This window comes from Streptomyces bathyalis (assembly GCF_015910445.1).
Taxonomy (GTDB): domain Bacteria; phylum Actinomycetota; class Actinomycetes; order Streptomycetales; family Streptomycetaceae; genus Streptomyces; species Streptomyces bathyalis.
This window is the reverse complement of the sequence record NZ_CP048882.1, coordinates 3,265,156-3,289,260: the sequence shown is the minus strand read 5'-3', so window position 1 is coordinate 3,289,260 and position 24,105 is coordinate 3,265,156. Positions and strand designations below refer to the sequence as shown.

The following is a 24,105-nucleotide window of genomic DNA, read 5'->3' as shown; positions in this document are numbered from 1 at the left end:
CGGCCACGACACAGCGCAGCCCAAACACCCCAGCCCACACACCCGAGCCACACACCCAAGCCACACACCCAACCCCACAGAGCCGAACATCATCGGCGCCGACATGCAGGAGCAGCGATGCGAACGCCTCAAAGTGCAGTGGCGGACTTCGTCGGCCGCAGACGGCCCGGCGCGACGGGCGACGCGGCGGCGCCGGCCGTGCCCCGCGTGCTCGCCCTGCCCCTCGCGGAACGGGACGCGCTGCTGCGCAAGGGCGAGTTGTCCGCGGCCGAGCTGTACGGAGCGGCTGCCTCCTGGGAGCCCGTCGCTGACCAGCGGTACCGGGCCTGTGCCCAACTGCGCGTCACCACAGGGGAGTCGGTCGACGGAGCCGGCGGCGGACATGACGGGGACGAGGCGGACGGGAGCGGCAGGGGCGGCGGCGCCCTGCGGGTCGGCGTCAAGGACACCGTCGACGTGCGGGGCTTCGCCACGCGGCTCGGGCTGCGCCACTACCGGCACCACCCCCGGGAGTCGGCGACGGTGGTGGCGGGGCTCCGCCGCGCGGAGGTCAACGCGAAGGTCATCACCACGGAGTTGAACATCGGTGTGGGCTCGGGCTGCGGCAACCCCTACTTCCCGCAGTTCGACCCGGCCGGATCCAGCACCGGATCGGCGGTGGCCGTCGCGGCGAACATCTGCGACGTCGCGCTGGGCACCGACGTGCTGGGCTCCGTGCGCTGGCCCGCGGGACGCTGCGGCGTCGTCGGCCTGCGCACGACGCACGACCCGGCGAAGCTCGCGGGCATCTTCCCGCTCAGCCCCTGCATGGACGCACCCGGCTGGGTCGCCCGCACCGCCGACGATCTCGCCTTCGCCTGGCGGCACTTGGGCCTCGGCGAGGCCCCCCGGCTCTCGGCGCCGAGCCTGCGGGTCGGCGTGCCGCAGGAGCTGTACCGGCCGGGCGTCATCGACCCGGAGATCGCCGGAGCACTCGACACGGCGAGCGCGGCGCTCACCTCGCGCGGACACCGCGTCGCGTCGCGCCCCCTGGGAGAACTGTGGAACTGCCGTGCGGCGGCATGGGAGTTGTGCGCCCGCGAGGCCTGGGACGGCCACCAGGTGTGGCGCGACCGGCTCGTGGACGAGCTGATGCCGTCGACCTGGCGGGCGCTGGAGACGGGCGCGAAGGTGACCGACGAACGGCTCGCGGAGATCCGCGGCAGCATGGCGCAACTGCGGGCGGGCGTGGTGGAGTTGTTCGCCGCCGAGTCCGTCGACGTGTGGCTCATGCCGCTGGACCCGGGCGTGCCGCGGCCCCGCGGCATGGTGGTGGCGGCCTCCACCATCCCCGACGCAGACGACCCCGCCTTCGAGCGCGAGGTGGGCTTCACGCCCGTCGCCAGCTTCGCCGGTCTGCCGGCGGTCACCGTGCCCGTCGGCCGGGACCCGGAGCACGGTGCGCCCCTGGCCGTGCAGCTCGTCGGCCGCCCGGGGGACGACGGTTCGCTGATCCGCCTCGCGCAGCAGCTCACCACGGCACTGGAGCCCCTGGAGCTGCGCCCCGCCTGAGAACCGGCAGGCAGAGCAAGGCAGTCGGGCGACGAGGGGCGACCGAGGAGGCAACAGATGAAGGGCGACGGCCGGCAGACGGGCGGTGAGGAGGGACGTGCGGAGGATGACCGGAAATCGGCAGCCGAGCAGGCCGGCACCGGATAAGACTGACCAGCGGCCCGGGTTGGGGTCCGCGGGCCGGACAGCCCTGGCCCTCGGCGGCCTGACACGGACCGGCCGTGCACGGCACGAATCCGTGCACGGGAGCCGGCGAGGACGCCGGAGAACGGCGAAGAATCCGTCCGACGTCGGACCGGAGGGGAAGGGCACCCCCGAACCACCAGACGTCGGCCGAACCGGAATCGATGGGACGAACATGACCACTGCGGCGCCACACGCCACGCCGGCCGGCTCGAGCAGCCCTCCCCGGCGCAGCCTCCTGCTGCTCTACCTGGCGGTCTTCGGGGGCTACACGGGTCAGCAGATCCTCACGCCCGCACTTCCGCCGCTGGCACGTGAACTCTCCCTCAGCGAGTTCCAGTTCGGCATCGTGATGAGCGCCTCCGCAGCCATGGTCGCGCTCGTCAGCCCCTGGTGGGGCCGGCGCAGCGACGCACACGGGCGCAAACCGCTGCTCGTGGTCTCGCTGTTCGGCGCCGCCGCGGGCCTCTTCGCGTTCGCCGTCTCCGCGCACTTCGGGCTGCTCGGCGCGATCGGCGCCGCCCTCACCTTCGCCCTGCTGCTGGCGACCCGCGGCATCGTCTTCGGCGGAGCGCTGGCCGCCCTGCCGGTGGCGGCGCAGTCCTACGTCGCCGACGTCACGCCGGACGAGCAGGACCGCGTGAAGGGCATGGCGCGCGTGGGTGCGGCCATCGGCCTCGCGCTGGTCCTCGGGCCCGGACTGGGCGGCGTACTGGCCGAGTTCGGGCTGGTCGCCGCTCTCTACCTGGCGCCGGGCCTGATCCTGCTGCCCGCCTTCGCTGTATGGGCGGCCCTGCCGCAAGACGCGCGCTCCGAGGGCCCGAAGAAGAAGGCACCGCGGCTGAGCTGGCGGGACGAGCGGGTGTGGCCCTTCCTCCTGGCGGGCGTCGGCGTCTACCTCTCCGTCAGCATGCTGCAGATGAGCCTGGGCTTCCTGCTCCAGGACCGGCTCGGGCTGACGACCGGGGAGACCGCCGAGTGGTCCGGGTACGTGCTGCTGGCCGGCGGGCTCCCCATGCTGCTGGTGCAGGGCGTCGTCATCCCGTTCCTCAAGTGGCGGCCACTGCGGCTGCTGCGCGTCGGGGTGCCGCTGACCGGGATCGCCTTCGTGGTCATGGTCTTCGCCGACAGCCTGCCGGTCTTCTTCGCGGCGACCGTGCTCTCCGGCCTGGGCCACAGTCTGGCCATCCCGGGCTACAACTCCGTGCTGAGCCTGCGGGTCGGTGCCGACGAACAGGGCGGTGTCGCCGGGCTGATCTCCGCGACGAACGGCTTCACCCTCGTCCTCGGCCCGCTCGCCGCGACGGCGCTGTACCAGACGGGCGTCTCGCTGCCGTTCGTCTGCGGTGCGGCGGTGCTCGGCCTGCTCGCCGCGTTCCTCGTGCTCTCCCCGAAGGTGCGCGACGTGCCGTCGCCGTCGCCCGCCGGGGAGACGTCGGCCGAAAAGTCCCCGGAGCATGCCGCGGCTCCCGACGGCGCGGGGGAGGAGCGCAGCGACGTGGGGTGACCCGCCGGCGCACCGGCCCCGGCCTGCACGTCCCCACTTCCCGAGCACGTCCGCACCACCGGGACCCGTGAACCCTCCGGACTCCCGGATTCCCTGAACGGCCGCCCGCCGGGCGGAAGTTGCAACCCCCGGCGCCAGGCCGTCCGTTCGCCCTGCCATCACACATAGGGGGAGACCCATGTCCGCACCACCCTTGGACCACCGCCCGCCCGCCGGCATACCCCGTCCGACGGGGGAATCCGGGCTCCGCCGGGAACTGGGCTTCTGGAGCCTCACCGGAGTCGCCTTCGGCGGCATGATCGGCTCCGGCTGGCTGTTCGGCGCCTACTACGCGGCCCAGGGCGCGGGCCCCGCGGCGCTGTTCTCCTGGCCGCTGGCCGGCGGCGCCCTGATCCTCGTCGGCATGGTCCTGGCGCAGCTCGGCGCCACCCGGCCGCAGGCAGGCGGCATGGTGCGCTGGCCCATGCAGGCGGGCGGGCCCGTCGTGGGGGCGGTCATCAGCTGGGGCGTGATGCTGGCCGTCACCAGCGCGCTCGCAGCCGAGTCCTCCGCGATCGTCCAGTACGCCGAGCGCTATCTGCCCGGGATGTACACCGACGGTGCCCTGACGGCACAGGGCACCCTGGTGACCGTCGCGCTGCTCGGTGTGCTGGTACTGCTCAACTGGTTCGGCGTCGCGCTCTTCGCGAAGGTCAACCTTCTGGTGACGGTGGTCAAGACGGCCGTACCGCTCCTCACCATCGTCGCGCTGTTCATGTCCGGCTTCCACACCGGCAACATCGAGGCGGGCGGCGGCTGGGCGCCCTACGGCTGGCCGGCGATGCTCAGCGTCGTCGCGACCGCGGGCATCATCTACTCCATGAACGGGTTCGGCGCGGCCGTCGAACTCTCCGGCGAGGCCCGCGATCCGCGCCGGGACCTGCCCCGCGCGGTCATCATGTCGATCACGCTCGTCGTCGCGCTCTACACGCTGCTCCAACTGGTCTTCCTGCTCGCCGTCCCGGAGAGCAGCCTCGGCGACGGGTGGCAGGGCATCAACCTCTCCTCCCCGTACGGGCAGCTCGCTCTCGCCCTGGACCTGGGATGGCTGGCCACAGTGATCTACGCCGACGCCGTGATCTCCCCGGCGGGCGCCGTCTCCGTCTTCGTCGCCTCGGGGGCGCGGGAGACGTACGCCGCGGCACGCAACGGTGTGCTGCCTCGCTCGGTGGCCGTCGTCCACCGGCCGTCGGGTGTGCCGCGCCGCGCGATGCTGGGCAACTTCGCCGTCAGCGTGCTCTTCCTCGTGCCCTTCCGCGGCTGGCAGGACTTGATCACCGTCGTCGGTGTGCTTTCCCTGCTGAGCTACTCCGCGTGCGCTGTCGCGGCAGGCACGTTCCGGGCGAGCGACGGCCAACGGGCCACCTGGACGCTGCCGGGGCTGCGCTGGATAGCGCCGGCGAGCTTCGTGGTCTCCACCGGGCTGATCCACTGGGCGGGCTGGGACCATCTGCGCATCGCGCTGCCGATGGCCGCCACCGGCGTGCTGATCTTCGTCGTACGGCATCGCCTCCGCCCCGGGCTGGGACGTGAACTGGCCCTGGGCATGTGGCTGCTGGGCTATCTGGCCTCTCTCTACCTGGTCTCCTGGGCCGGCAGCTTCGGCGGAAACGAGCTGCTGACCGCCCCGTGGGACTCGGTCGTCGCGTCCGTGCTGGGCCTCGCCGTCTACTACTGGGGTGTCCGCTCGGGCGTCGCACACCAGGCCCGCAGCGCGGAGCCGGAGGACGCGGGAGACGCGGACGCCGCGGTCCGAACGGAACACGCCAACCTTGCGGATCACGACGGCCGTTCGGACGGCGACGGTCACGCCGGCCACGAGCGCCGGACAGGGCCGGCACCCGAACCGGCCGGATGACGACGCGGCCGGGCACCGGAGGCTGATACTTCCCTCGGCACAACTGCGTTGGTCCCGTTGGGTGTTGTCGAGGGCCGTGCACCGTCGTCCAGGTGCCGGCCCGTCCGTCCTGGCAAGTGAGAGCGGCCGGCCCGTGCAACAGCGGGCCGGCCCCGGAGAAACGAGGGAGAGCCGCGATGTCCGAGCACGTCCAGCAGTCCCAGCAGCCCGACCGGCCGCCACGGGCCGGGAACGCGGAGCCCGAACACGATGTGGCCGGACGCGCAGGAGTGGAACGCCCCGGCCCGGAGGGCGGGGGCGCCGCTCCCGAACGGGGATACGTCGCGATCGTCGACACCTACCACCCGACCCGGCGGCTCATCCCCGAGTTCGCGAAGGCCGGCTACGCGTCCGTGCGCGTCCAGAGCGGCCCGGAGGTCCCGGAAGCGTTCCGCAGCGCGCTGAACCTGGACGACTACGCGGACAACATCGTGCACCACGGTGACCTGGAGGAGACCGTACGGGCACTCGACGCCTACCGGCCCGTCGCCGTCGTGCCCGGAGGCGAGCACGGCGTGGAGTTCGCGGACCGGCTCAGCGAGCGGATGGGCCTCCCCTCGAACGGCACGGAACGCAGCGCGGCCCGCCGCGACAAGTACACGATGATCGAGACCGTGAAGGCGGCGGGAGTCGCCGGTGCCGCCCAACTCCTCATCACCGACGAGGAGTCGCTCCGCCGGTGGCACGCCGGGCTCGGCCGGCGCGTCGTCGTCAAACCGCTCAGCAGCGGTGGCGGCGACGGGGTGTTCTTCTGCGACTCCCCGGAGCAGTCCGCCGAGGCGTACCGCGCACTGCTCGGCGCCGAGCACATCTACGGAGGGCGCAACGAGGGCGTCGTCGCCCAGGAGTATCTGCGCGGTGCCGAGTACATCGTCGACACCGTCAGCCGGGACGGCAGACACCGCGTGTGCGACATCTGGCGTACGACGCGGCTGTCGGCCAACGGTGTTCTCGACCTGTGCGACTCGATCCGCTCCGTGGCGCGCTCCTCGGAGGAGGGCCAAGTGCTGGGCGAGTACGCGGAGTCGGTGCTGGACGCCCTGGGAATCCGGCACGGTCCCGGGCACTTGGAGGTGAAGCTGACGCCGGAGGGGCCGCGGCTGATCGAGATGGGCGCGCGCATCGCGGGCGGCGAGATTCCCCACTACGCCGAGCTGGCTCTCGGTGAGTCCCAGCTCGGCTGGACGGCCCTGGCCTACACCGACCCTGACCGCTTCCACACCGAGTGCGGGAGGGAGTACCGCGTCCAGCAGCACTTCGCCTCGGTCGCGATGATCTCGCCGGTGGAGGGCACGCTCCGGCGCTACCGCCACCTGGATCAGCTGGAGCAGCTGGAGAGCCTCTACGACGTGCGCCCCCTCGTCGCCCCCGGCTCGCCGATCCGGCGAACCGTCAACGACCTGACCTATCCGCTCATCGTCAACCTGCGCCACGAGGTGCAGGAGACGGTGCTGCGCGACGCGGGGACCGTCCGCTACCTCGACGGCGAGAGCTTCTACGAGATCGCGTGAGGCGGGTGGTCGGCCGGTGCGGAGGGGGTGAGCAGTCGGGGGCGCTGAGTGCACTGGGCGCAATGGGACTGCTTCGCTCTCCGCGACGCCGTGGCGCGGGCCGGGCAACCCGGAGGTGCCGCGTCCGCGCCGACGGTGTCGCCCGGCGGCGTCTGCCGAACACGTCCGGCAACCCTCGGGTCCGTGATGAGGATCCGCGGCCTCACTCGCCCGGGGGGCGTCGCAGCGAAGTGGCGCCCTGGTCCCACGCGGTGTCGAGATGGCGGGCCAGATGCTCCTCGAGCAGGTTGGTGGCCTGGATTCCCAGGACGACGTCCGGCGCGAGCTCGGGTTCCTCGTCGAGGAGGCCACCGATGACGTCCCGTCGCACGACCTGCTCGTGCACCGCGTCGGCTTCGACGTGCTCGCTGTAGAAGTGGACGCAGGAAGGGTGGGCCTGCATCCGCTCCAGCGCCTGGACCATGCGACGCGAGCCCGGGGCACTGGTGGTCTCGACCACGGCGAAGTGACCGACGAGCGCCCCGCGCAGCCCACGGTGCAGACCGAACAGCGACATCATGTTGACGAGCGCGAGAGCCGGCGCGGGAACATCGTTCAGATAGTGGAGGTATCCGGGCTCCAGCCCCGCCCCGGCGAGAAGGTCGACGAACAGCTGGGCGTGCACCCGCTCCGGCCGGCCCGCGCCGAACTCGTCGTACTCGACTGCCACGAGCGACGCCTTGGCCCGCCCGTGCAGACGAGGGATGGCCCAGGCATGGGGGTCGGCCTCCTTGTGGTGGTAGACGGAGCGATGGACGAGGTACTCCCGCATCTGCCACCACTCGCCGCGCTCAGCCAGGCGGCGCGATGTTCCGGAGCCACCCACGGGTTCCACCAGCAGCGCGTCCAGCTCTCCTGCGACGTCGTCTCCTCCGGCGACGGCCGTGCGCAGCCCGTTCAGGAACTCCTGCTCCAACTGCGCTCGCAGCCGCAGCAGTTCAGGGTCCCACTCCCACGCCGGATCGACGTCCCTGAGCCCCCGGTAGTGCAGTTCGTAGCAAAGGTGCAGGGCCAGGTGCACGTCCTCGCTGAATGGGCCCGCGGCAGCGACGGTCGGCCACTGCGGGTGCTGAGAGCCCGGTGTGCGGCGAAGTGCGTCGAATACGGCCGCGGAGAGCGGGCCCCGTGGCGGGGGCATGGCTGCCGCGCCGTGGTGCCGGGCCGGCGTCGGAACAGCGGCGGCGGTCATGGGTTCCTCCGAGCGGTCGCCGGAAGGCCGGACGACGTAGGTGTGCTGTGCGACCGGATCTCCCCGGCCGGCCGGGCGGTTTCATCGGCGAGGCGTTCGACGACTGCGGTCGCGCCCTTGAGGGCCGAGGCGTCGGCCCGCTGCCGCTGCGCGCCCGTTCCCTGGTCCACGAGTACGTCCAGCTGATGCCGTACGAAGTTCAGGTCGCCGGCCTCCTCGAGGGCAGGTGTCACGTGGTGCAGGAGTTCCTGGGCGAGCGCGACGGCCGGAGCTCTGCGTCCCTGCTGCGGATGAATGCCGGGACCGTTCAGCCCATGGCGCGCAGCCGACCAGACGGCCGCTGCCACCTGGTCCGTCACCGTCGCCGGTTCTCTCCCGTCCGACAGAGCTGTCAGCGCGGTGTGCACCAACGCGCGCGAGAGCGCCGCTTGCAGAACGGCCTCCTCCACCGGCGTGGCGGCGTCAGCCACGCGGAACTCCACCGCGGGAGACAAGGGCGAGGGCCGGGCCAGCCAGAAGCTCTGTCCGACGTCCGCGAGCGTGCCGCACTCGACCAGCTGCTCGAGTCGATCGCGGCAGGCCGCTGCGGACGGGAAGTACGGAGGCACCCCTGAGCCGGGAAAGCGGGACTGAAGCACCATGCGCCAGCTCGCGTACCCGGTGTCCCGGCCGGCGTGGAAAGGGGAGTTGGCAGACAGGGCGAGAAGGGTGGGGAGCCAGCCGCGCACGTGGTTGGTCACCGCCACGGCTGTCTCCTCGTCGGCGACGCCCACATGCACATGGCATCCGCAGGCCTCGTAGTCGCTGAGGAGGCCCGCGTAGGTCCCGCCCGTCTGCTCAGGGAGTGCACCGGAGGTGAGAGTCACCGGGCCGCTCTCGCGCACCGGCGTGCCCGTGGAGATCAGCATTCGGCGCTTGCGGCGAGCCGCTTCGGCCAGGAGCCGCCTTCCGACGTTCAGCTGTTCCGCCAGCGCCCGAAGGTCATTGCAGACGCCGGAGGCCAACTCGACCTGGCTGGCCAGCAGTTCCGGCTCGATCCGCATTCCGTTCGGCAGTGCGGGGCCTTTGCCTGCTTCATCGATGACTTCGGCGCCGGCCGGCACGGATCGGCCACCGACCTCGTCAACGAGGAGGAACTCCTCCTCCACACCCATCGTGAGGGCACCCGGCGCCGGGGCGGCCTTCGCAGAGTGTGACGGGCTCAAGGTCCGGTCGGTGGCCCTCTCGGCACGTTCGGCGTCTGCCTCGCCTCCGCGAACGGCACCTTGCCGATCGCGGGGTCGACGGCGGTGGCTCGTGTCGCACCAGGGGTAGTTGCGGCTGCGCCGACAGGCGCACAGCGCCACGACGAAGCGGTCCGAGACCGCCGTCCGGCCCTCGCCGAGGTCCACCTCGACGGGGCCCTCGATCAGTACCGGCCCACCCTGGTCGATCACCACGCGTCGCGGTTTCTGCTTGAGCCGGGTGCCGGGGTCAGGCTCCGGCTGGGGAGACGAGTTCGGCACGTATGACCACCAGTTCCTCTTCTCGTTGACCGGGGGCTATCAGCTGCTTCTGCTCCAGCAACAGCGCCCGGCGACGCAGGACCGGACCGAACGCCTGCCGTCTGCGGGCCGCGACAGATGCCTTCAACCCGGCCTCCTGCAGCAACCGGACCGTCCGACGGGTGTCGCAGATGTCTGAATGCACCATCAGCAGCACCCCGCCTGCCCTCAGCAGATGCGGAGCCGCACGGCACAGACGGTCCACGCACTCCCTGCCGTCCTCACCGGCATCCCAGGCACGGTCCCTGCGTTTACGGGTACGGGCCGGGTGTCCGGTGGGGACATAGGGCGGATTGGCCGACACGACGTCGAAGCGCCCGACTGCGTGATCGAGGAAGTCACCGCGGTGGACGGTGAGTGGAAGCCCCCGCAGGCCGGCGTTCCAACGGGCTGCCAGAGTGGCGCGGAACGAGAGGTCGACGGCATGAACCTCGGCCGCGCCGAGCCGGGCCCCGCCGAAAGCCACCACGCCGCTGCCGGTGAACACGTCCAGCATGCGCGCCCCCGCAGGGACGGCGGCATACCGGAGCGCTTCCAGCAGCAGTTCGGAATCGCCTTGCGGGGCATACACCCCCGGCGGTCTCAGCAGCCACACAGTGCATGGGTTTCTCGACGGCCTCGCACCAAACAGCCGCAAGCTGCGGATCTCGTAAAAAGAGCTTCATACGGTGATGCAAAAAGACATGTGGTGACGTAGGGGACACGGAGTGTGAGGCCCGACGGAGGGCTCCCCGTCTCCGCCCCCTCAGGGAAGGGGCGTGCCGCCGGTGGCATTGATGATCTCGGCGGTGATGTAGCTGGATTCGGGGGAGGCGAGGAACACGTACGCCGGCGCCATTTCGGCGGGCTGGCCCGCCCGGCCGAGGGGGCTCTGCTTGCCGAACTCGGTGGTGTCCGGCAGCGTCGAGGGAATCAGCGGCGTCCAGACAGGGCCTGGAGCCACGGCGTTGACGCGGATGCCGCGCTCGATGAGCATCGCGGCCAGCCCCTGAGTGAACGTGGCGATCGCGCCCTTGGTCATCGCGTAGTCCAGCAGATGCGGGCTGGGCTTGTACGCCTGCACCGACGTCGTGTTGATGACGGTTCCGCCCTCGGGAATGTGCGGAAGGGCGAGCTTGCACAGCCAGAACATGCCGTACAGGTTGGTGCGTACGACGCGGTCGAACTGGTCGGTGGTGATGGCCTCGATGCCGTCCGGCTGGGACATCTGGAATGCCGCGTTGTTGACCAGGACGTCGATCCGGCCGAACTCCTCGACCGCTGTGTCCACGACCCGCCGGCACTCCTCTTCCTCCCTGATGTCGCAGGCCAGAGGGACGGCACGCCGTCCGGCGGCCTCCACGAGGCGGACCGTCTCCTCCGCCTCGCCTTCTTCCTCCGGCAGACAGGTCAGCAGCACGTCCGCGCCTTCGCGCGCGAATGCCAGTGCCACCGCTCGGCCGATGCCCGAGTCCCCGCCGGTGATCACGGTCTTGCGGTCGGTGAGGCGGCCAGTGCCCTTGTAGGTCTCCTCGCCGTGGTCGGGGCGCGGGCTCATGCGCTCGGTGTAGCCGGGATGTTCGTCGTCCTGCTGAGGGAACGGCGGCTGGGGCTGCTGACGCGTCGGGTGCTCCGGGCCGGATCCGGACATGGGGCGCCTCCTTGGGACGAAGGGAAGGCGCCTGAGTACCCCTCGCGACCTCGTCACTAACGAGCGCGGACCTGCTGGTTGATCGCCCGCGGCCACGGGCAGCCGCGGCCGGCCGTTCGGCGCGCTTCGGAGGGGACGGCCGGGGCGGCTACATCAACCACCGTGAGGGAGCGGGCCGACGTGCGGGGCGGTGATCAGCCGAGTCCGGGCACCGGAACCCCTGGGCCCGCTGCGGGGGCGCACCACGAGCCATGGGCGCACGCCACCAGTGCCCCCTCGATTCGCCCGAGTTGGAGGCTTGCCGGTTGTCCCTGCGATACGGAGCTCACCTTCGGGGCTGCTCCTGGCGCCGGCGTCGGCGGCATCCGGTTCGCAGTCGGTCCGAAGGAGCGAACCGGAACCCTCGACGCCTCTAGTGCTTCAGCTGATCGTCCTCGCTGGGCGGCAGCCCTGTGCGGGCCTCGACCTCGTCGGCACGGAAGGCGCCCGGTCCGTTCCACTCGGCCAGCAACACCGTCGCGTCGTCGTCCAGTTGGTCATCGTGGTGTTGGAGGATCCTCATCATCAGCCGTCTCAGCGTCTCCGGGACGGGCAGACCGTCCGCGTGCTGCCGGATGAGGAAGTCGAGGAAGCGGGCCAGGCCGAATTCCTGGCCCGCGGGGCTGCGAGCCTCGGTGATTCCGTCCGTGTAGAAGACGACCCGGTCGCCCGGCTCCAGTGACTCCTGACACAGGTCTCCGTGGAAGCTGAAGTCGGTGCCGAGCGGCGGCCCGGGCCGGCATTCGAGCTGAGGGGTCGATCTGCCACCGCGGATGATCACTGGCGGGTAGTGGCCGTAGTTCGCCCATGTCAGCTGTCCGGTGCGGGTGTCGAGGTCTGCCAGTACCGCGGTGACGAACCGGTCCCCGTCGAACTGCGTGACCAGCATGCGGCCCACCTCCTCCGCCACTTCCTGCAGGGTCCGGCCGGCACGTCGCTGACTGCGGGCGGTGGCCATGGCGAGGTTCGCGGTCAATCCCGCGGCGACGTCGTGTCCCATGGCGTCATAGACCGCCAGGTGGACGACCTCGCCGGAGGTCGCGTAGTCGAATGCGTCGCCGCTGACCTGGTAGGCGGGCTCCATCACGGCCCCGAGCACGACCCGATCGTCCGCGTAGGTGCGGGGCGGCATCAACGTCCACTGCATCTCGGCCGGGACGTTCATCTTCGTGCTCCGCACCAGGCGGGCGTGGGCGTCGCTGTAGTGGCGCTTGCTGACCACAAGGAGGGCCACGAGTGCGGCCAGGGCTTTGAGGCCGGCCAGCGTGTCGGTGTCGTCCGAGGCCGTCCTTGCCCGGACGACCCCCAGCCGTTCGGTGCCGTCCAGCAGCGGGATCCACCACAGGGTGCCGTCCTGGGCGGACTTCTCCGTCCTGACCACCTCTCCATACTGGAAGGCTCGCCCGGGCACCGTCCCTTCCACCTGGAGTTCGGTCTCCTCGCGGTCCCGCCCACGGGTGAGCCCCGGTCCGCTCAGCAGGCGTAGTACGCGTTCCTGCACGTCAGCCAGGTAGATCCGTACGCCGATGAACCCCACCTCTTCGGCGTGCTCGGCGACGCGGGCGGCCACCCGCTCCAGCGGCATCACATGGCTGTCGACCAGCAGCAGGCTCAGCAGGTGGTCCCGCGCGCTCGACATCGCCGCTTCCCTTCCGTCCCCCTCGATGGCCGCTGTTCCCATCCTCCGGCGGACCGGCGCAACCCGCATCAGCACACGATGTCAGCGGATTCGGGCCCACATCGGCCGACTGGGCCGCCCGCATCGGCGACGGCTTCATCACCATGGATCCCGACGAGGAGTCGGGCCACCCGCCCCTCCGAACAGGACCAAGCTCTACGGCCCCGGTCCGGTCAGCGGCCGAGGGCCCGCTCCAGCTGGCGCTTGTTCATGGTTGAGCGGCCCTGGATGTTGCGCTGCTTGGCCTCGTTGTAGAGCTGGTCGCGAGTAGGACCGCCCTTGGGGCCCATGCGGTTGCCGGAGCGCTTGCCACCTCGTTCGGGGGCGGACTTGCCGGCTGTGGACGTACGGCTCGCCCGCTTGGCTTCGCCGGTACGCGCACGCTCCTTGTTCACCGTCCGCGAGGCCATCTCCTTGGCACGGCCACTGGAAGCACCACGCTTCTTCGCGCCTTCCTTGATGTGCTCGTATTGCCGCTCGCGCTTGGCATTGGCTCCTGCAGGCATTGCTCCTCCTGTGCCTCGAAGGGATCGCCCGCCGAGTGCCCTCGGACCCAGGGCACACACGTGAACGGCGAGCATGGGCCTTTCGGGCAAACGAAGGTGTGGACGGTTTGCTGCGGTTTGCCCCTCGGCAGCGGGGCCACCCGTGGCCCCGTACGCGTCGTGCTGAAACGGCTGAGACCAGAGAGGCAGGCCGACATGACAACTGCGCGAGACATCATGACGCCGGGCGCCGAGTGCATCGGCGAAGAAGAGTCTGTGCTCCAGGCGGCCAAGAAGATGCAGCAGCTGGGGGTGGGTGCTCTGCCCATCTGCGGGACGGACAACAAGCTCAAAGGCGTTCTCACCGACAGGGACATCGTGGTGAAGGTCCTGGCAACGGGTAAGGAGCCCGGCCAGACGAAGGCGGGCGAACTTCAGCAGGCAGAGGCCGTCACGATCGGCGCCGACGACGACGCGGAGGAGGTCATGGCGACGATGGCCGAGCACAAGGTGCGGCGGCTCCCGGTCATCGACGGGCGCGACCTGGTCGGCATGGTTGCCCAGGCAGACGTCGCGCGTGCTCTCTCTGATCCGAAGGTCGGAGAACTCGTCGAGGCTCTCTCCTCCGACTGACCGACCGTTGCCGTCCGCGTATGCCTCTCCTTGACCGCGGTGGCGGTGGCGGTGGCACCCGCATCGTCATGCGCAGGAGAGGCGTACGGCGCTCTTGGCCTCATCTGTCTGGCCTGGCCTTCCTCTGGCGCCGCCGAGCCGTCCCGGCATTCTTCCGTACGTCCGGTGCCGCGAGGCGCGGAGAAGCGGCAATCGGGCCTCCAGAGGACTTTCGGTTGCTTCCTGACCAGGTAAGACCCTCTCCCCCGCTGAGCGTCTGCGAGACCGGAAGAACGAACATAAGCGGTGAGAACGGGCTCGCAGTGTGAAAATGGGCTGGACCGGCGTCGGACGAGAGGACGGGCGTCATGGCACGCGCAGTGTGGTCCGGATCGCTGACATTCGGCCTTGTCACTCTTCCCGTCCAACTCGCCACGGCGACCGAATCCCATACCGTCCGCTTCCACCAGCTGGAACGTGGCACCTCCGACCGGGTACGCAACAAGAGGGTGAACGAACGCACCGGCAAAGAGGTCCCCTACGACAAGATCGTCAAGGGTTACGACACAGGGGACGGCGAGTATGTGGTCATCGAGCCGGCGGAGCTCGACGAGATCACTCCCGGACGGTCCCAGGCCATCGAGATCTCCGGATTCGTGGAGCTGGAGGCCATCGAGCCCGCCTACTTCGACAGCACGTACTTCCTTCAGCCGCGTAAGGAACACGCCAACGTCTACGGCCTGTTGCGAGACGCCCTGGCAGAAACCGGGCGGGCAGGGATCGCCGTCATGAGCATGCGGCAGAAGGACTACCTCGTCGCGGTCCATGAGCAGGGCGGGGTACTGGTCATGCACACACTCCACTGGGCTGATGAGGTCCGCGACCCGCACGAGACGCTGGACAATCTGCCCTCGCGATCCAAGGCGTCGGCGAAGGAACGGAAGATGGCCGCGCAGCTGATCGAAGCCATGGCGATGGAGTGGGACCCGCATGACTTCCGGGACCGCACCCAGGAGCGAGTGCGGGAGCTGGTCGAGGCGAAACGGACGGGGGAGACGGTGGAGAGGGCGGAGAAGCCCCCGGAGTCCACGAATGTCGTCGATCTGATGTCGATGCTGGAGGCGTCGGTGGACCAGGCCCGCTCCGGCCGCACGAGTAAGGGGTCGAAGAAGACCGGTCAGGCCAAGGCCGGGGGGAGCAGGAAGTCGGGCAAGAAGAAGTCCCAGCCGGACCTGGGGGAGCTGACGAGGGACGAGCTGTACCAGCTCGCCACCGACGCCGAGGTTCCCGGCCGCTCCCGCATGAATCGCGCCGAATTGGAGAAGGCTGTCGCCCGGAGTGCCAGGAGCGCCGCCTGACCCGGCCCGCGAAATGCCCGGATGAGCAGCAGCGCGTAGTGGGGCCATCACCTCGCGGTTGTCGGGCGGGAGCCGCCTGATGCACCTGCTCCTCGGTTGTCGAAGGTGATCACTCAGCGTCAGACAGGGAATCCGTCCACGACGAACCGGTCAGTGGTCCCAGGCTTGGCCGAACGGGGCAGGCCCGAGTCCTGAGCAGCCCGCCTCGCGAGGCCCGCTGGTGGCCATGAACGAACCCACTCGCCCATCGGGCAGACGAAGAATGCCGGGGGCTGCGTCGAAGAGATCAACCTCATCGTCACCGGCGAGGGTGAGGCTGCCTCCCCAGGTGCTGTGCCGGTCGTAACTGAAGTCGGGCACTGTGGATGGATCCAGGCGGAGCATGAGGGAGGCGATCACGGCGGCCTCACGGCCGTCGGGGAAGACGACGGTCGCGGGACCCTCATATCGGGCGCTTCCGTCGCCCTGGTGGAATCGCTCGTGAGCCATGGTCCGATCATGCTCCACAGACACCCCTACGGGAGCTTGGGAAGACCAGCTCATGTCCCACGACCTCTCGCGACGACGCGGCTCTTGCGGCCAGGCGGAGAGCCGCCCGAGTCGCTGACGAGCTTGCTGGTCGCTCGTCCAAGGCGGCTTCAGCTCAAAGCCGCTCAACCGCCGGGTTCACAGAGGCCGGCAGGTCAATACATCTAGTCGTCCCGGGCCGTCTTGCGGTCGGCTTCGTCTTTGACGAGCCAGGAAAGCAACGAGGCCACCGTCAGCCCGGCTTCGGCTGGGTGCCGCAGCACCTTGTCGGGCTCGATCCGGTACGCATTGGCGCGTCCTTCGCGGACGTGGGACAAGTAGCCGCCCTGCTCCAGGTCGAAAATGATCTTCTGGACGGCACGTTCCGTCAGCCGGCAGTGTGCGGCGATATCGCGGATCCGGACGTGCTGATCGTCGGCGATGGTCGCCAGCACTCGTGCGTGGTTGGTCAGAAACGTCCATCCGGTGTGAGGTTCGGGCACTGCGCGCATGGCCCGATCGTAACTAACTGGCGTTCACGCATCTTATTACACGTACTGCAGTTCATGTATATGCGCCCACGAGCGGCCGTAACCGCGTCCGGCCGGCCATGGCCGTTTCCTCGTAACGCATCAGCTCTCCGCCTCCCGTTCAGCGATGTCGACATCCGGCAGCACATGGACGTTCACCCAGACCCGGTCGGCGTCCTCGGGCCCGTCGTCGCCCGCGGCCCGTCGATACCGGTCGACGACGTTCCAGATCTCATCCCGCATCTCCTGGGCCTCCGCCGGGGTGAGCCGAAGAGAGGCATCGCTCATGTCGAACGCCTCCCGCCACGGCCGCGGCAGTGTCTGCAGGCCGTTGAGCGCCTGCTGGGAGCGCATGGTGTACGAGTTGTGGACCGACTGCAGATACGCCATCGCCGCCTCGGGCTCGCACTCCGCGAAGGCCTCGGAGCTGAAGCGCGTCAGCTGGTGCACCGAACGCCACCACCGCTCTCGCGCGTTCCCCCTCTCTGCGTCCTCGGCAACGAAGCCGGCCGCAGCGAGTTGGCGCAGGTGGTAGCTGGTCGCACCCGAGTTCAAGGCCAAACGGCCGGCCAACTGCGTGGCAGTAGCGGGGCCGTGGAGCCGCAGCAGACCAAGGAGCTGCACGCGCACGGGGTGTGCCAGAGCGCGTAGGCCCTTGGCGTCCAGGACGACGGACTGCTCATCGGGAATCTGTGCCATGCAGGCACCGTAGATCACAGCTACTTCTTTGCAAATACATCTGTGCGAAGAGCTCTTTGTAAATACTGGGGCACGGCTACGTGCGCAGCCGCCACACCACCCCGCTGCTGCGAGCGTGGGCGCCCGCAGCGCCTCGCTACCTCATCCATCCACACGCGAGGACGTCCCGAACGAGGTCAACGCGCCTGCGTGAGCCGGCGTTTGCATCACCGGAACCGTTGCAGGTCGTGCGCCGGAGGGGGGAGGCATCGAGTCTGCTGTCATGCGGAAGCACCTCCAAGTGCTTCCGCTTTCCCGCGGCATGGCCGAACCCGCGCAGGCGAGTGCTGGTTGTGCGCCGCCGAAGTCGGCGTGCCATGCGGCACTTCAGCCGTTCGTGCTGATGATGTGACGCCACGTCCTCTGGCGCCCGGGACGGGCGATCCCCTGATGACACGCGGGGCGGCCGGGTCGGGCGGCCTGTCTCAGGCGTCGGCTTTCGATTCCGGGGAGGTCTCCGGGGCGCGCAGCTGTTCGTTGATGCGCTTGGCTTCCTCGAGCTGGTCTTCAAGGATGATGATGCGGCAGGCAGCCTCTACGGAGGTCCCCTGGTCGACCAGTTCGCGCGCCCGGGCGGCGAGCCTCAGTTGGTAGCGGGAGTAGCGGCGGTGCCCACCGTCCGAGCGGAGCGGCACGATCAAGTGTGCTTCGCCGATGGCTCGCAGGAAGGCGGGCGTCGTGCCGAGCATCTCGGCGGCCCGCCCCATGGTGTAGGCGGGGAAATCGTCGTCGTCGAGGTTGCTCGACGGGGTGGAGGGATTGTCTGCGGCCACTGGCACCTCTCGGGAGACGCGTCGAGGGGCCCTGGCGCCGTGCGGCACCAGGGCCCCGAGGGGATCAACACCATCTACCGGCTATTTGCACCGGCTTCTGTTTTCCGCACCACCGTCCGGAGGGACGGGTGCGGGGATCGCAGCTGCGTGACCGGGGACCACCTTCCAATCCGGGGTCTGCGGTACCCGGGCGGACTTCCCGCCCCGGGCGATCCTGATGGCGCGTTTCTCCTCCTTCTCTACTGATCTGTCGTGCACTGCTCGATCTTGCAGAACTGCGTGCGACTCCTGGAGTCGCTTGGCCCGGCAGCCAGTGGTGGAGCCTTCACCATGCAGCCACACCACTCGACCGCCGGTCCACTACTTGCTTGACCTGCATGCGAGGCAGTTCGTCACCTGCCTCGCCCTTCTGATCTCTGCGAGTACGAGAAGCAATCTACCCCCAACACCTCTCCATGTCTACTCTCGCCACTACAGATTTTCTGCAGCCTGGGCGCCCTCGATTCTCGACTCGGCGGATGGCGGAAGTCTGCACCGGTCGCTGCCCTCACCGGTGCGGGGCGATCCAGGCAAGGGCCCGCGACCCGCCGCGGCGCGGGAGCCTCATCGGGCCGCCGCCTGCTCAGAACACCCGGGTGAACGAGAAGTTCGCCTGCCCGGCATTGCCCTCACGGAGCAAGCCGGCATCGGGTTGAGTGAACGGCCACTCCTCGCGTACGGCGCCGCCACCACGGCCGTGCGTGTCACCTGAGAGCCGCGTGATCAAACCGGGTTCCAGTCGGCTCACCGAGCTCCCCGGCCTGCGGAGAGGCACCTCTGGCCCGCACCAGTCCAGCCGGGCACGAACTCGCCACTTCGCAGGCGCAGTCGGCCGTGCCACTCGATGAGGAACAAGGTGGCGTCGTCGCTCGGCTCGCCGCCCCGGGCGCGTTCCAGGGCAATGGCGAGCCGGGTCGTCTCAAGCAGCGGGTCTACGAGACCTGTACCACCGGCGCCGAGCCGTTCGGAGCCGATGCCCGTGCAACGGCCACGACCCATGGTTGCGCAGTGGGTTCACAGGCCGGTGGGGCTTTCGAGGGCTTGCAGCGTCCCGGCGGGTAGCCGGTCGTTGCCCCAGCTGCGCTCGATGTAGCCGATGATCCGCGCGATGTCGTCGGCGGGCACCCGCTCCGGTTCGCCGCGCTCCAGCGGGTCGGAGTGGAAGATGTAGAGCCGCGAGGCGAACTGGTCGAATGGCAGCGAGGCCTCGCCGAACCGCTCGCCGTTGCCCGCGGTGGAGACGACGACGCCGTCGCCCCAGTCCTGGCCGCTGTCGTTGTTCGGGTTGAAGAAGTACACCCGCATGACGTCCTGTGGGTCCGGCGCGACCCGCAGGATCGTGATCGCGTGCCAGCCGACGTAGCGGGCCGCGCTGTCCGTGACGGCGACGCCGGCCGGCTGCGGATGGATCAGCGGCTGCTCGCCGTTGTAGGACGGGTGGTAGCCGGCGTGGAACTGCCGCAGGAACTCCTCGAGGTCGACCAGGTTTCCGGTGGCGACGTCGACGTTGATGTGGAACCCGCGGGCGGCCCACCAGCCGTGGAACTCGGGGTTGACCCACCGGTGCGGGTCTCCTGGCCGCGCGGCGCAGTGCCGCCCCATCTCGGCGTAGATCCGGTCCAAGTGGGGGACCACGAGCAGCGATACGGGGTCCAGGTCCATCGGCAGCGTGCTCGCGACTCCGGTTGCGCTGTCCTTCGACGAGATCGGCTGACCCTCGAAGTGCATGAGGATCTCGTCGTCGCGGGCCGCCCAGACCACCATTTGCAGCAGGTAGTCCGGGTCGTTGTAGGACCACATCGACAGCGCGCGGGCCGACTGGCAGGTGGGGTTGTCGCCCTGACCGACGCCGAGCGGCTGGCCCAGCATCGAGAGCACCCCCGCGACCAGCCGCGCCTGCGGCCCCGGCACGTCGCCGAAAACCGTCGTCAACCGCTCCCGCGCGACCGGGGAGAGTTCGAGCGCCAGCTGGCGCCACAGAGCGGGCACCACCGGCGGCTCGTAAAGGATGCCGCGGTCGAGCAGCAGCGCCAGCCCGTAGATGCATTGCGCGGTCTGCGGGTGCACGGCCACCTCGATCAGCCGGTGCACCAGCTGGCTGTAGCGCAGCAGGCAGTTCCGGCCGGTGTCGGACAGCCCGAGCGCCTCACCGATGAGGTAGTCGCTCTCGCGCAGAAGGAACCGGAGCAGTTCCGCGTGGTACGGCGACACCAGGCCGGTGTCGTGCATCGCCCGCGCGAACCCCGTGGCCTCGTACTGCAGGCCGCCGGCGTCCATCGCCTCAAGCCGGGAGCGGAAGACGTCGATGCCCGGGTCCTCCCGGCATGCCTCGGTGGTCCCGAACAGGCTCGTGATGAGCCGGTCGAAGCCCTGCCCTGACGACCCGCCAAGATCGACGTCCGGGTCGTCGCGGTACGTCGCGATCCGGGTGATCAGGGACTGCACCGCCTCGACCTGGATCGGACGCTGACGCAGGATCCGCCAGATCTCGTCGACCAGGTCGTCCAGGACGCTGTCGTAACCGATCTCGTCGGCGAGGTGGCGGAACAGGTCCCGGATGAGCTGCGCGGTCCGGCCGTTCTGGGTTCGCTCCGCCTCGCTGAGCGGCGCGAACAGCAGTTCCAGGTTCATAGCCAGCACCTGGGACAGGAACTGGCGGGCGTCCTCGGCGGGCAGCGTCGGGTGCGCGTAGTCGCCGCGCGCGACGGCGAGCACCCGCAGCTCGCTGGTCGCCTCCATGACGACCGTGTCCGGGTCTCCGCTGTGCAGTCCCGGGCCGACCAGCGACGGGACGAGGATCTCCGGTGACGCCCAGTCCGTCTCCTGGAAAAGCCCGGCTTCCTCAAGGGCCTGCGCCCTGGCCTGGACCGCCGCGGCGCCGCCCGGCTGCACGAGCACCCGCCGCAGTGCTTCCAGGACCCGCCGCAGCTTCGTGTGCTTGCCGAAGTCGCGGGTTTCGGCCATGGCCTGGATGGCGTCGTCGAGTGAGGTCACGCGCTTGTCCAGCGTCGTGGCCTCACCGCTGACGTCGACGGTCGGTTTCAAAAGGTTCCCTCGGGTTGGTCTCCTGCGTCCACGGGATCGTCAGACGTAGAAGTCGAGCTCTTCCTGCCTCTTCAACAGGTCGCGCATCCGGTAGGCGTCATCACCGAAGAAATACACCAGGCCCCAATGGGTGCCGAACGCGGTCCTCTTGGTGACAGTCTCCTCGAGCGGCCTCGAGAGGTCGTGCGACTCGTAGTAGTCGTCGTCCTCGGTCTCCTCCGGAATCTGCAGGTCGCTGACGACGCGGCGGCGGGGGTAGACACCGAAGCAGCCGGCGACCCCGGACGCGTCGACGACCTCGCGCGGGAAGAAGGCGTCGATCTCCTCCTCGGTAGTCTTCGGGTCGAAGGCCAGCACCAGCCCATGGTAGGCGTTGAACCCGTACGCACGCTCCAGCAGTTCGAACACCTTGAAGCCCGGCGGCCGGTAGGCGACCTCGCCGAAGTACATCTCGCCGTCACTGGTGACGAAATACTCCGGGTGCACGAAGCCGAACTCGATGTCGAACGTCTTGATGAGCTTCTCGATCTGCGCCGTGATCTGCGGGCGGTACCGCTCCAGTTCCGGGGTTGCCGGCACGAACACCGAATATCCCAGCGTGACGTATTCGGAGATATTGAGGAACTTGATCTTCCCGTTGTGTACCCACGCCTCGACCGCGAACTCCCAGCCGTCGAGGTGGGATTCCATGAGAACCGGGAACTCCTCTTCCGGAATCGTGTCGACCTCGTCCGGGGTGCGGATGACGCGGTGCCCGAGGCATCCTGCCTTGTCGAACGCCTTGAGATGGATCGGATCGTTCGGGTCACCGTCCAGCTTGAGCAGCGTCTGATTGACGCGCTTGAGGAAGCGGATCACATCGTCCCGGTCGTGGGCTTCCTCGAAGATTCCGACCCGGATGCCGCCGAGTTGCGCGCGGCGCTTCATCAGCGCCTTGTCCCGCAGCAGCATGGCCTGACCGTACAAACGCGGGTTGTCCAGCAGGACGGAGTTGATCGCCCCTGCCCATTCAACTGTTTCCTCGAACAGCGGGATCGCGACGTCCACACCCTCGTTCTGCAGAGTCTCGGCGATCTCCATGGAGCGGTCGTTGAGCCGTTCGAAATTCCACGGCACGTAGGGGATGTCGTGCTCGACGCAGTACTCCTCGGCCCACTCCGGCGCCACGACGACGTACCGCCGGTCGAACCGGTCGAGCGCTTCCACCGCATTGAGACTCCAGCCAAGAAGCGCTACATAGCCCTTGTCCGGGTTCCTGGTGGCCGGTTCGCCCTGTGGCATAGACAGTCTCTCCTTCGGCGCGTGCGCTCATCGACGGCGTGGCTGCCGCTTACCCGGCGATCTGCCGCGCAAGCACCTCAACCCTGCGCGCAAGGTTTCGTGGTGAAGCCGGCGCTACGGTGACCTGGCCCTTCTCGATCCGCCGGGCGGTGCCGGTGTACCGACGCTGAACGCCAACCGTGTGTGGCCTTCTTCGGACCGCCGGTCTTGTCGACCACCAACACCGCGTCCTCGTCCTGCAGTTGCCCGATGACGAGGCTGCGGATGAGGTCACGGGCCGCGCCGGCACTGCCCCGTCGTAAAGGTTTCGCCAGGTGAGGCATGAAGGAGCGCACCACGGTTATGTGGTCGGGATGTTGTTTGCCCGCCCGGGCGTGCAAGCGGCTAGGTGTATTGACCTGATGCGTTGTTCACGCGGCTGATCGGTGGCTGGCCTGCCAGTGCGGTGTGGCACCGGTGATGGTTGTAGGCGTGCAGGAAGTTGTCGAGTGCGGCGGTGCGTTCTGAGTTGCTGCTGTAGGGCCGTTGGTAGGCCCATTCGTCGAGCAGGGTGCGGTTGAAGCGCTCCACCTTGCCGTTGGTCTGCGGCCGGTAGGGGCGAATGCGTTTGCCGACCGCACCGAGGCCTGCCAGGGCCTGCTTCCACAGGTCGCTCTTGCGGTAGGACCAGGCGTTGTCGGTCAGGACGCGTTCGATGCGGTCGATGCCCAGGGTGGCGAAGTGGGCTGCCGCCCTGCGGATGAAGTCCGCGCAGGTGGTGGCCTTCTCATCGGGGTGGACTTCGCTGTAGGCGAGGCGGGAGTGGTCATCGACGGCGGAGTGGATGTAGTCGTAGCCGGTGCTGTGGCGGCTTTGCGGCCGGGCCGCCCGGGCTGCCTCCCGGCCGTGGACGCGCCAGCCGCCGCCCTCGGGGATGCGGCCGAGCTTCTTGACATCGACATGGACCAACTCGCCGGGCCGGCTGCGTTCGTAGCGGCGGATGAGCCGGCCGGTGGGCCGGTCCAGCCAGGACAGACGGTGGAGACCGTGCCGGGTCAGGACCCGGTGGACGGTGGAAGGCGGCATGCCCAGGATCGGGCCGATGCGGGCGGGCCCGAGTTTCCGTTCGGTGCGAAGAGCGCAGACGCGCAACTCCAGGGCTCGCGGTGTGCGGTGCGGCGTGTGATGCGGACGGCTGGAGCGATCGGCCAGACCGGCCTGGCCTTCACAGGCGTACCGGCGTACCCATTTGTAGGCCGTGGCCCGTGAGATGCCCATCTCGCGAGCCACGTGGGCCACTGGTCGTCCCGAGCGGACACGATCGACCAGCAACCGCCTCCCGCGAACGGTCAATCGGGCATTACGGTGATACACGAAGGCCTCCGTGCGGTGCAGATTCGACACCTCCACCACACACGGAGGCCTTCGCCATGATCAAGACCCGCAACCGTCAACAACGCTCGTGATCAATACAGCTAGGCCACCCTGGTTCGGAGCATGTGCCGGGGTGGCTGTGACTCTTCATGAGCCGTCCCGGCCGCGCGACGGCACATGCAGTCGGAGAGGCGATGTAAGCGGCAGGGCGAGGCATCCGAAGCGCAGAACGGTGATCAGTCGTCCGGAGCCCTTACACGGGAAGCAGAGTTCGATGTAGGTGCTCTTGCCAGTCATGACGGTCTGACCGTTGCCACTGCCCTTGCATCCGGGACAACGGATCGGAGCGGAGGCGGGGTTCAAGAGCGAACACCTCCTGGCTCAACCGGCCCCCCGTGGTTAGGTGTTCAACGAGTGCGAGGCGACACGGGTCACGGGTTGCACCCGGTCCGGGTCCTCTGGTCATGACCCGGCCGGGTACCACCTCGGCACATAGGGAGATCAACGGCCGGCCCCCGGGGCCGCTCTCTTCTGGCTCGCGTCCGTGCGCGGCAGGGCGGCCGGGCCGGAGTGGAGA

At 69.2% G+C, this 24,105-nt stretch carries 19 protein-coding genes; 6 read left to right on the top strand and 13 right to left on the bottom strand.

All coding sequences use genetic code 11. The annotated features are described in order from the left end of the window. Positions 1-117 precede the first annotated feature (117 nt). The 4 genes from G4Z16_RS14245 (at position 118) to G4Z16_RS14230 (ending at position 6,688) form a co-directional block, all read left to right on the top strand. Positions 118-1,551, top strand: coding sequence for an amidase (locus G4Z16_RS14245; RefSeq protein ID WP_197351139.1), 1,434 nt, complete (start codon positions 118-120; stop codon positions 1,549-1,551). Between the two features lie 358 nt (positions 1,552-1,909). Further along, on the top strand, positions 1,910-3,241 hold the full coding sequence (locus G4Z16_RS14240; protein WP_197351138.1) for an MFS transporter: 1,332 nt from the start codon (positions 1,910-1,912) through the stop codon (positions 3,239-3,241). A gap of 178 nt (positions 3,242-3,419) precedes the next feature. Continuing rightward, positions 3,420-5,138, top strand: a complete 1,719-nt coding sequence (locus G4Z16_RS14235; RefSeq protein WP_197351137.1) for an APC family permease — start codon at positions 3,420-3,422, stop codon at positions 5,136-5,138. Between the two features lie 176 nt (positions 5,139-5,314). Beyond that, positions 5,315-6,688, top strand: coding sequence for an ATP-grasp domain-containing protein (locus tag G4Z16_RS14230; RefSeq protein WP_197351136.1), 1,374 nt, complete (start codon positions 5,315-5,317; stop codon positions 6,686-6,688). Positions 6,689-6,890: 202 nt separating this feature from the next. On the opposite strand, the gene G4Z16_RS14225 is transcribed toward G4Z16_RS14230, so the two are convergent. The 6 genes from G4Z16_RS14225 to G4Z16_RS14200 form a co-directional block, all read right to left on the bottom strand. Continuing rightward, complete coding sequence (locus tag G4Z16_RS14225) at positions 6,891-7,916, bottom strand: iron-containing redox enzyme family protein (RefSeq protein WP_197351135.1); 1,026 nt, start codon at positions 7,914-7,916, stop codon at positions 6,891-6,893. Continuing rightward, a complete protein-coding gene (locus tag G4Z16_RS14220) occupies positions 7,913-9,355 on the bottom strand; it encodes a glutamate--cysteine ligase (protein WP_197351134.1) in 1,443 nt (480 codons plus the stop codon). The genes G4Z16_RS14225 and G4Z16_RS14220 overlap by 4 nt, the downstream gene beginning before the upstream one ends. A 34-nt stretch (positions 9,356-9,389) precedes the next feature. Beyond that, complete coding sequence (locus G4Z16_RS14215; RefSeq protein ID WP_197351133.1) at positions 9,390-10,055, bottom strand: HemK2/MTQ2 family protein methyltransferase; 666 nt, start codon at positions 10,053-10,055, stop codon at positions 9,390-9,392. Between the two features lie 150 nt (positions 10,056-10,205). Next, positions 10,206-11,090 carry an SDR family oxidoreductase gene (locus G4Z16_RS14210; RefSeq protein ID WP_197351132.1) on the bottom strand — a complete coding sequence of 295 codons (885 nt, stop codon included), beginning with the start codon at positions 11,088-11,090 and terminating at the stop codon, positions 10,206-10,208. 412 nt (positions 11,091-11,502) lie between these two features. Beyond that, the gene (locus G4Z16_RS14205) at positions 11,503-12,768 is read right to left on the bottom strand and encodes a PP2C family protein-serine/threonine phosphatase (protein WP_197351131.1); all 1,266 of its coding nucleotides are present in this window, start codon (positions 12,766-12,768) and stop codon (positions 11,503-11,505) included. Positions 12,769-12,980: 212 nt separating this feature from the next. Next, positions 12,981-13,313 carry a plasmid stabilization protein gene (locus G4Z16_RS14200; RefSeq protein ID WP_197351130.1) on the bottom strand — a complete coding sequence of 111 codons (333 nt, stop codon included), beginning with the start codon at positions 13,311-13,313 and terminating at the stop codon, positions 12,981-12,983. A 195-nt stretch (positions 13,314-13,508) separates the two neighbouring features. On the opposite strand from G4Z16_RS14200, the gene G4Z16_RS14195 reads away from it, so the two are divergent. Continuing rightward, positions 13,509-13,925 carry a CBS domain-containing protein gene (locus G4Z16_RS14195; RefSeq protein WP_197351129.1) on the top strand — a complete coding sequence of 139 codons (417 nt, stop codon included), beginning with the start codon at positions 13,509-13,511 and terminating at the stop codon, positions 13,923-13,925. A gap of 347 nt (positions 13,926-14,272) precedes the next feature. Beyond that, positions 14,273-15,262, top strand: a complete 990-nt coding sequence (ku, locus tag G4Z16_RS14190; protein WP_197351128.1) for a non-homologous end joining protein Ku — start codon at positions 14,273-14,275, stop codon at positions 15,260-15,262. Positions 15,263-15,412: 150 nt separating this feature from the next. On the opposite strand, the gene G4Z16_RS14185 is transcribed toward ku, so the two are convergent. From G4Z16_RS14185 to G4Z16_RS14155, 7 genes are all read right to left on the bottom strand, one after another. Continuing rightward, on the bottom strand, positions 15,413-15,751 hold the full coding sequence (locus G4Z16_RS14185) for a hypothetical protein (RefSeq protein WP_197351127.1): 339 nt from the start codon (positions 15,749-15,751) through the stop codon (positions 15,413-15,415). A gap of 203 nt (positions 15,752-15,954) precedes the next feature. Next, positions 15,955-16,281: an ArsR family transcriptional regulator gene (locus tag G4Z16_RS14180; RefSeq protein ID WP_197351126.1), complete on the bottom strand. Its 327-nt coding sequence runs from the start codon at positions 16,279-16,281 to the stop codon at positions 15,955-15,957. 120 nt (positions 16,282-16,401) lie between these two features. Beyond that, on the bottom strand, positions 16,402-16,998 hold the full coding sequence (locus tag G4Z16_RS14175; RefSeq protein ID WP_197351125.1) for a winged helix-turn-helix domain-containing protein: 597 nt from the start codon (positions 16,996-16,998) through the stop codon (positions 16,402-16,404). A 464-nt stretch (positions 16,999-17,462) separates the two neighbouring features. After that, a complete protein-coding gene (locus G4Z16_RS14170) occupies positions 17,463-17,810 on the bottom strand; it encodes a MerR family transcriptional regulator (protein WP_197351124.1) in 348 nt (115 codons plus the stop codon). 1,053 nt (positions 17,811-18,863) lie between these two features. Then, positions 18,864-20,894, bottom strand: coding sequence for a hypothetical protein (locus G4Z16_RS14165; protein WP_197351123.1), 2,031 nt, complete (start codon positions 20,892-20,894; stop codon positions 18,864-18,866). 39 nt (positions 20,895-20,933) lie between these two features. After that, on the bottom strand, positions 20,934-22,175 hold the full coding sequence (locus G4Z16_RS14160) for an ATP-grasp domain-containing protein (RefSeq protein ID WP_197351122.1): 1,242 nt from the start codon (positions 22,173-22,175) through the stop codon (positions 20,934-20,936). 384 nt (positions 22,176-22,559) lie between these two features. Then, positions 22,560-23,528: an IS481 family transposase gene (locus tag G4Z16_RS14155; protein ID WP_197351121.1), complete on the bottom strand. Its 969-nt coding sequence runs from the start codon at positions 23,526-23,528 to the stop codon at positions 22,560-22,562. Positions 23,529-24,105 lie beyond the last annotated feature (577 nt).

Coding starts and splice junctions, on each gene's coding strand:
- G4Z16_RS14240 (WP_197351138.1), top strand. CDS start 1,910: ATGACCACTGCGGCGCCACACGCCACGCCGGCCGGCTCGAGCAGCCCT.
- G4Z16_RS14230 (WP_197351136.1), top strand. CDS start 5,315: ATGTCCGAGCACGTCCAGCAGTCCCAGCAGCCCGACCGGCCGCCACGG.
- ku (WP_197351128.1), top strand. CDS start 14,273: ATGGCACGCGCAGTGTGGTCCGGATCGCTGACATTCGGCCTTGTCACT.
- G4Z16_RS14200 (WP_197351130.1), bottom strand. CDS start 13,313: ATGCCTGCAGGAGCCAATGCCAAGCGCGAGCGGCAATACGAGCACATC.
- G4Z16_RS14245 (WP_197351139.1), top strand. CDS start 118: ATGCGAACGCCTCAAAGTGCAGTGGCGGACTTCGTCGGCCGCAGACGG.
- G4Z16_RS14235 (WP_197351137.1), top strand. CDS start 3,420: ATGTCCGCACCACCCTTGGACCACCGCCCGCCCGCCGGCATACCCCGT.
- G4Z16_RS14205 (WP_197351131.1), bottom strand. CDS start 12,768: ATGTCGAGCGCGCGGGACCACCTGCTGAGCCTGCTGCTGGTCGACAGC.
- G4Z16_RS14185 (WP_197351127.1), bottom strand. CDS start 15,751: ATGGCTCACGAGCGATTCCACCAGGGCGACGGAAGCGCCCGATATGAG.
- G4Z16_RS14180 (WP_197351126.1), bottom strand. CDS start 16,281: ATGCGCGCAGTGCCCGAACCTCACACCGGATGGACGTTTCTGACCAAC.
- G4Z16_RS14175 (WP_197351125.1), bottom strand. CDS start 16,998: ATGGCACAGATTCCCGATGAGCAGTCCGTCGTCCTGGACGCCAAGGGC.
- G4Z16_RS14160 (WP_197351122.1), bottom strand. CDS start 22,175: ATGCCACAGGGCGAACCGGCCACCAGGAACCCGGACAAGGGCTATGTA.
- G4Z16_RS14210 (WP_197351132.1), bottom strand. CDS start 11,090: ATGTCCGGATCCGGCCCGGAGCACCCGACGCGTCAGCAGCCCCAGCCG.
- G4Z16_RS14195 (WP_197351129.1), top strand. CDS start 13,509: ATGACAACTGCGCGAGACATCATGACGCCGGGCGCCGAGTGCATCGGC.
- G4Z16_RS14225 (WP_197351135.1), bottom strand. CDS start 7,916: ATGACCGCCGCCGCTGTTCCGACGCCGGCCCGGCACCACGGCGCGGCA.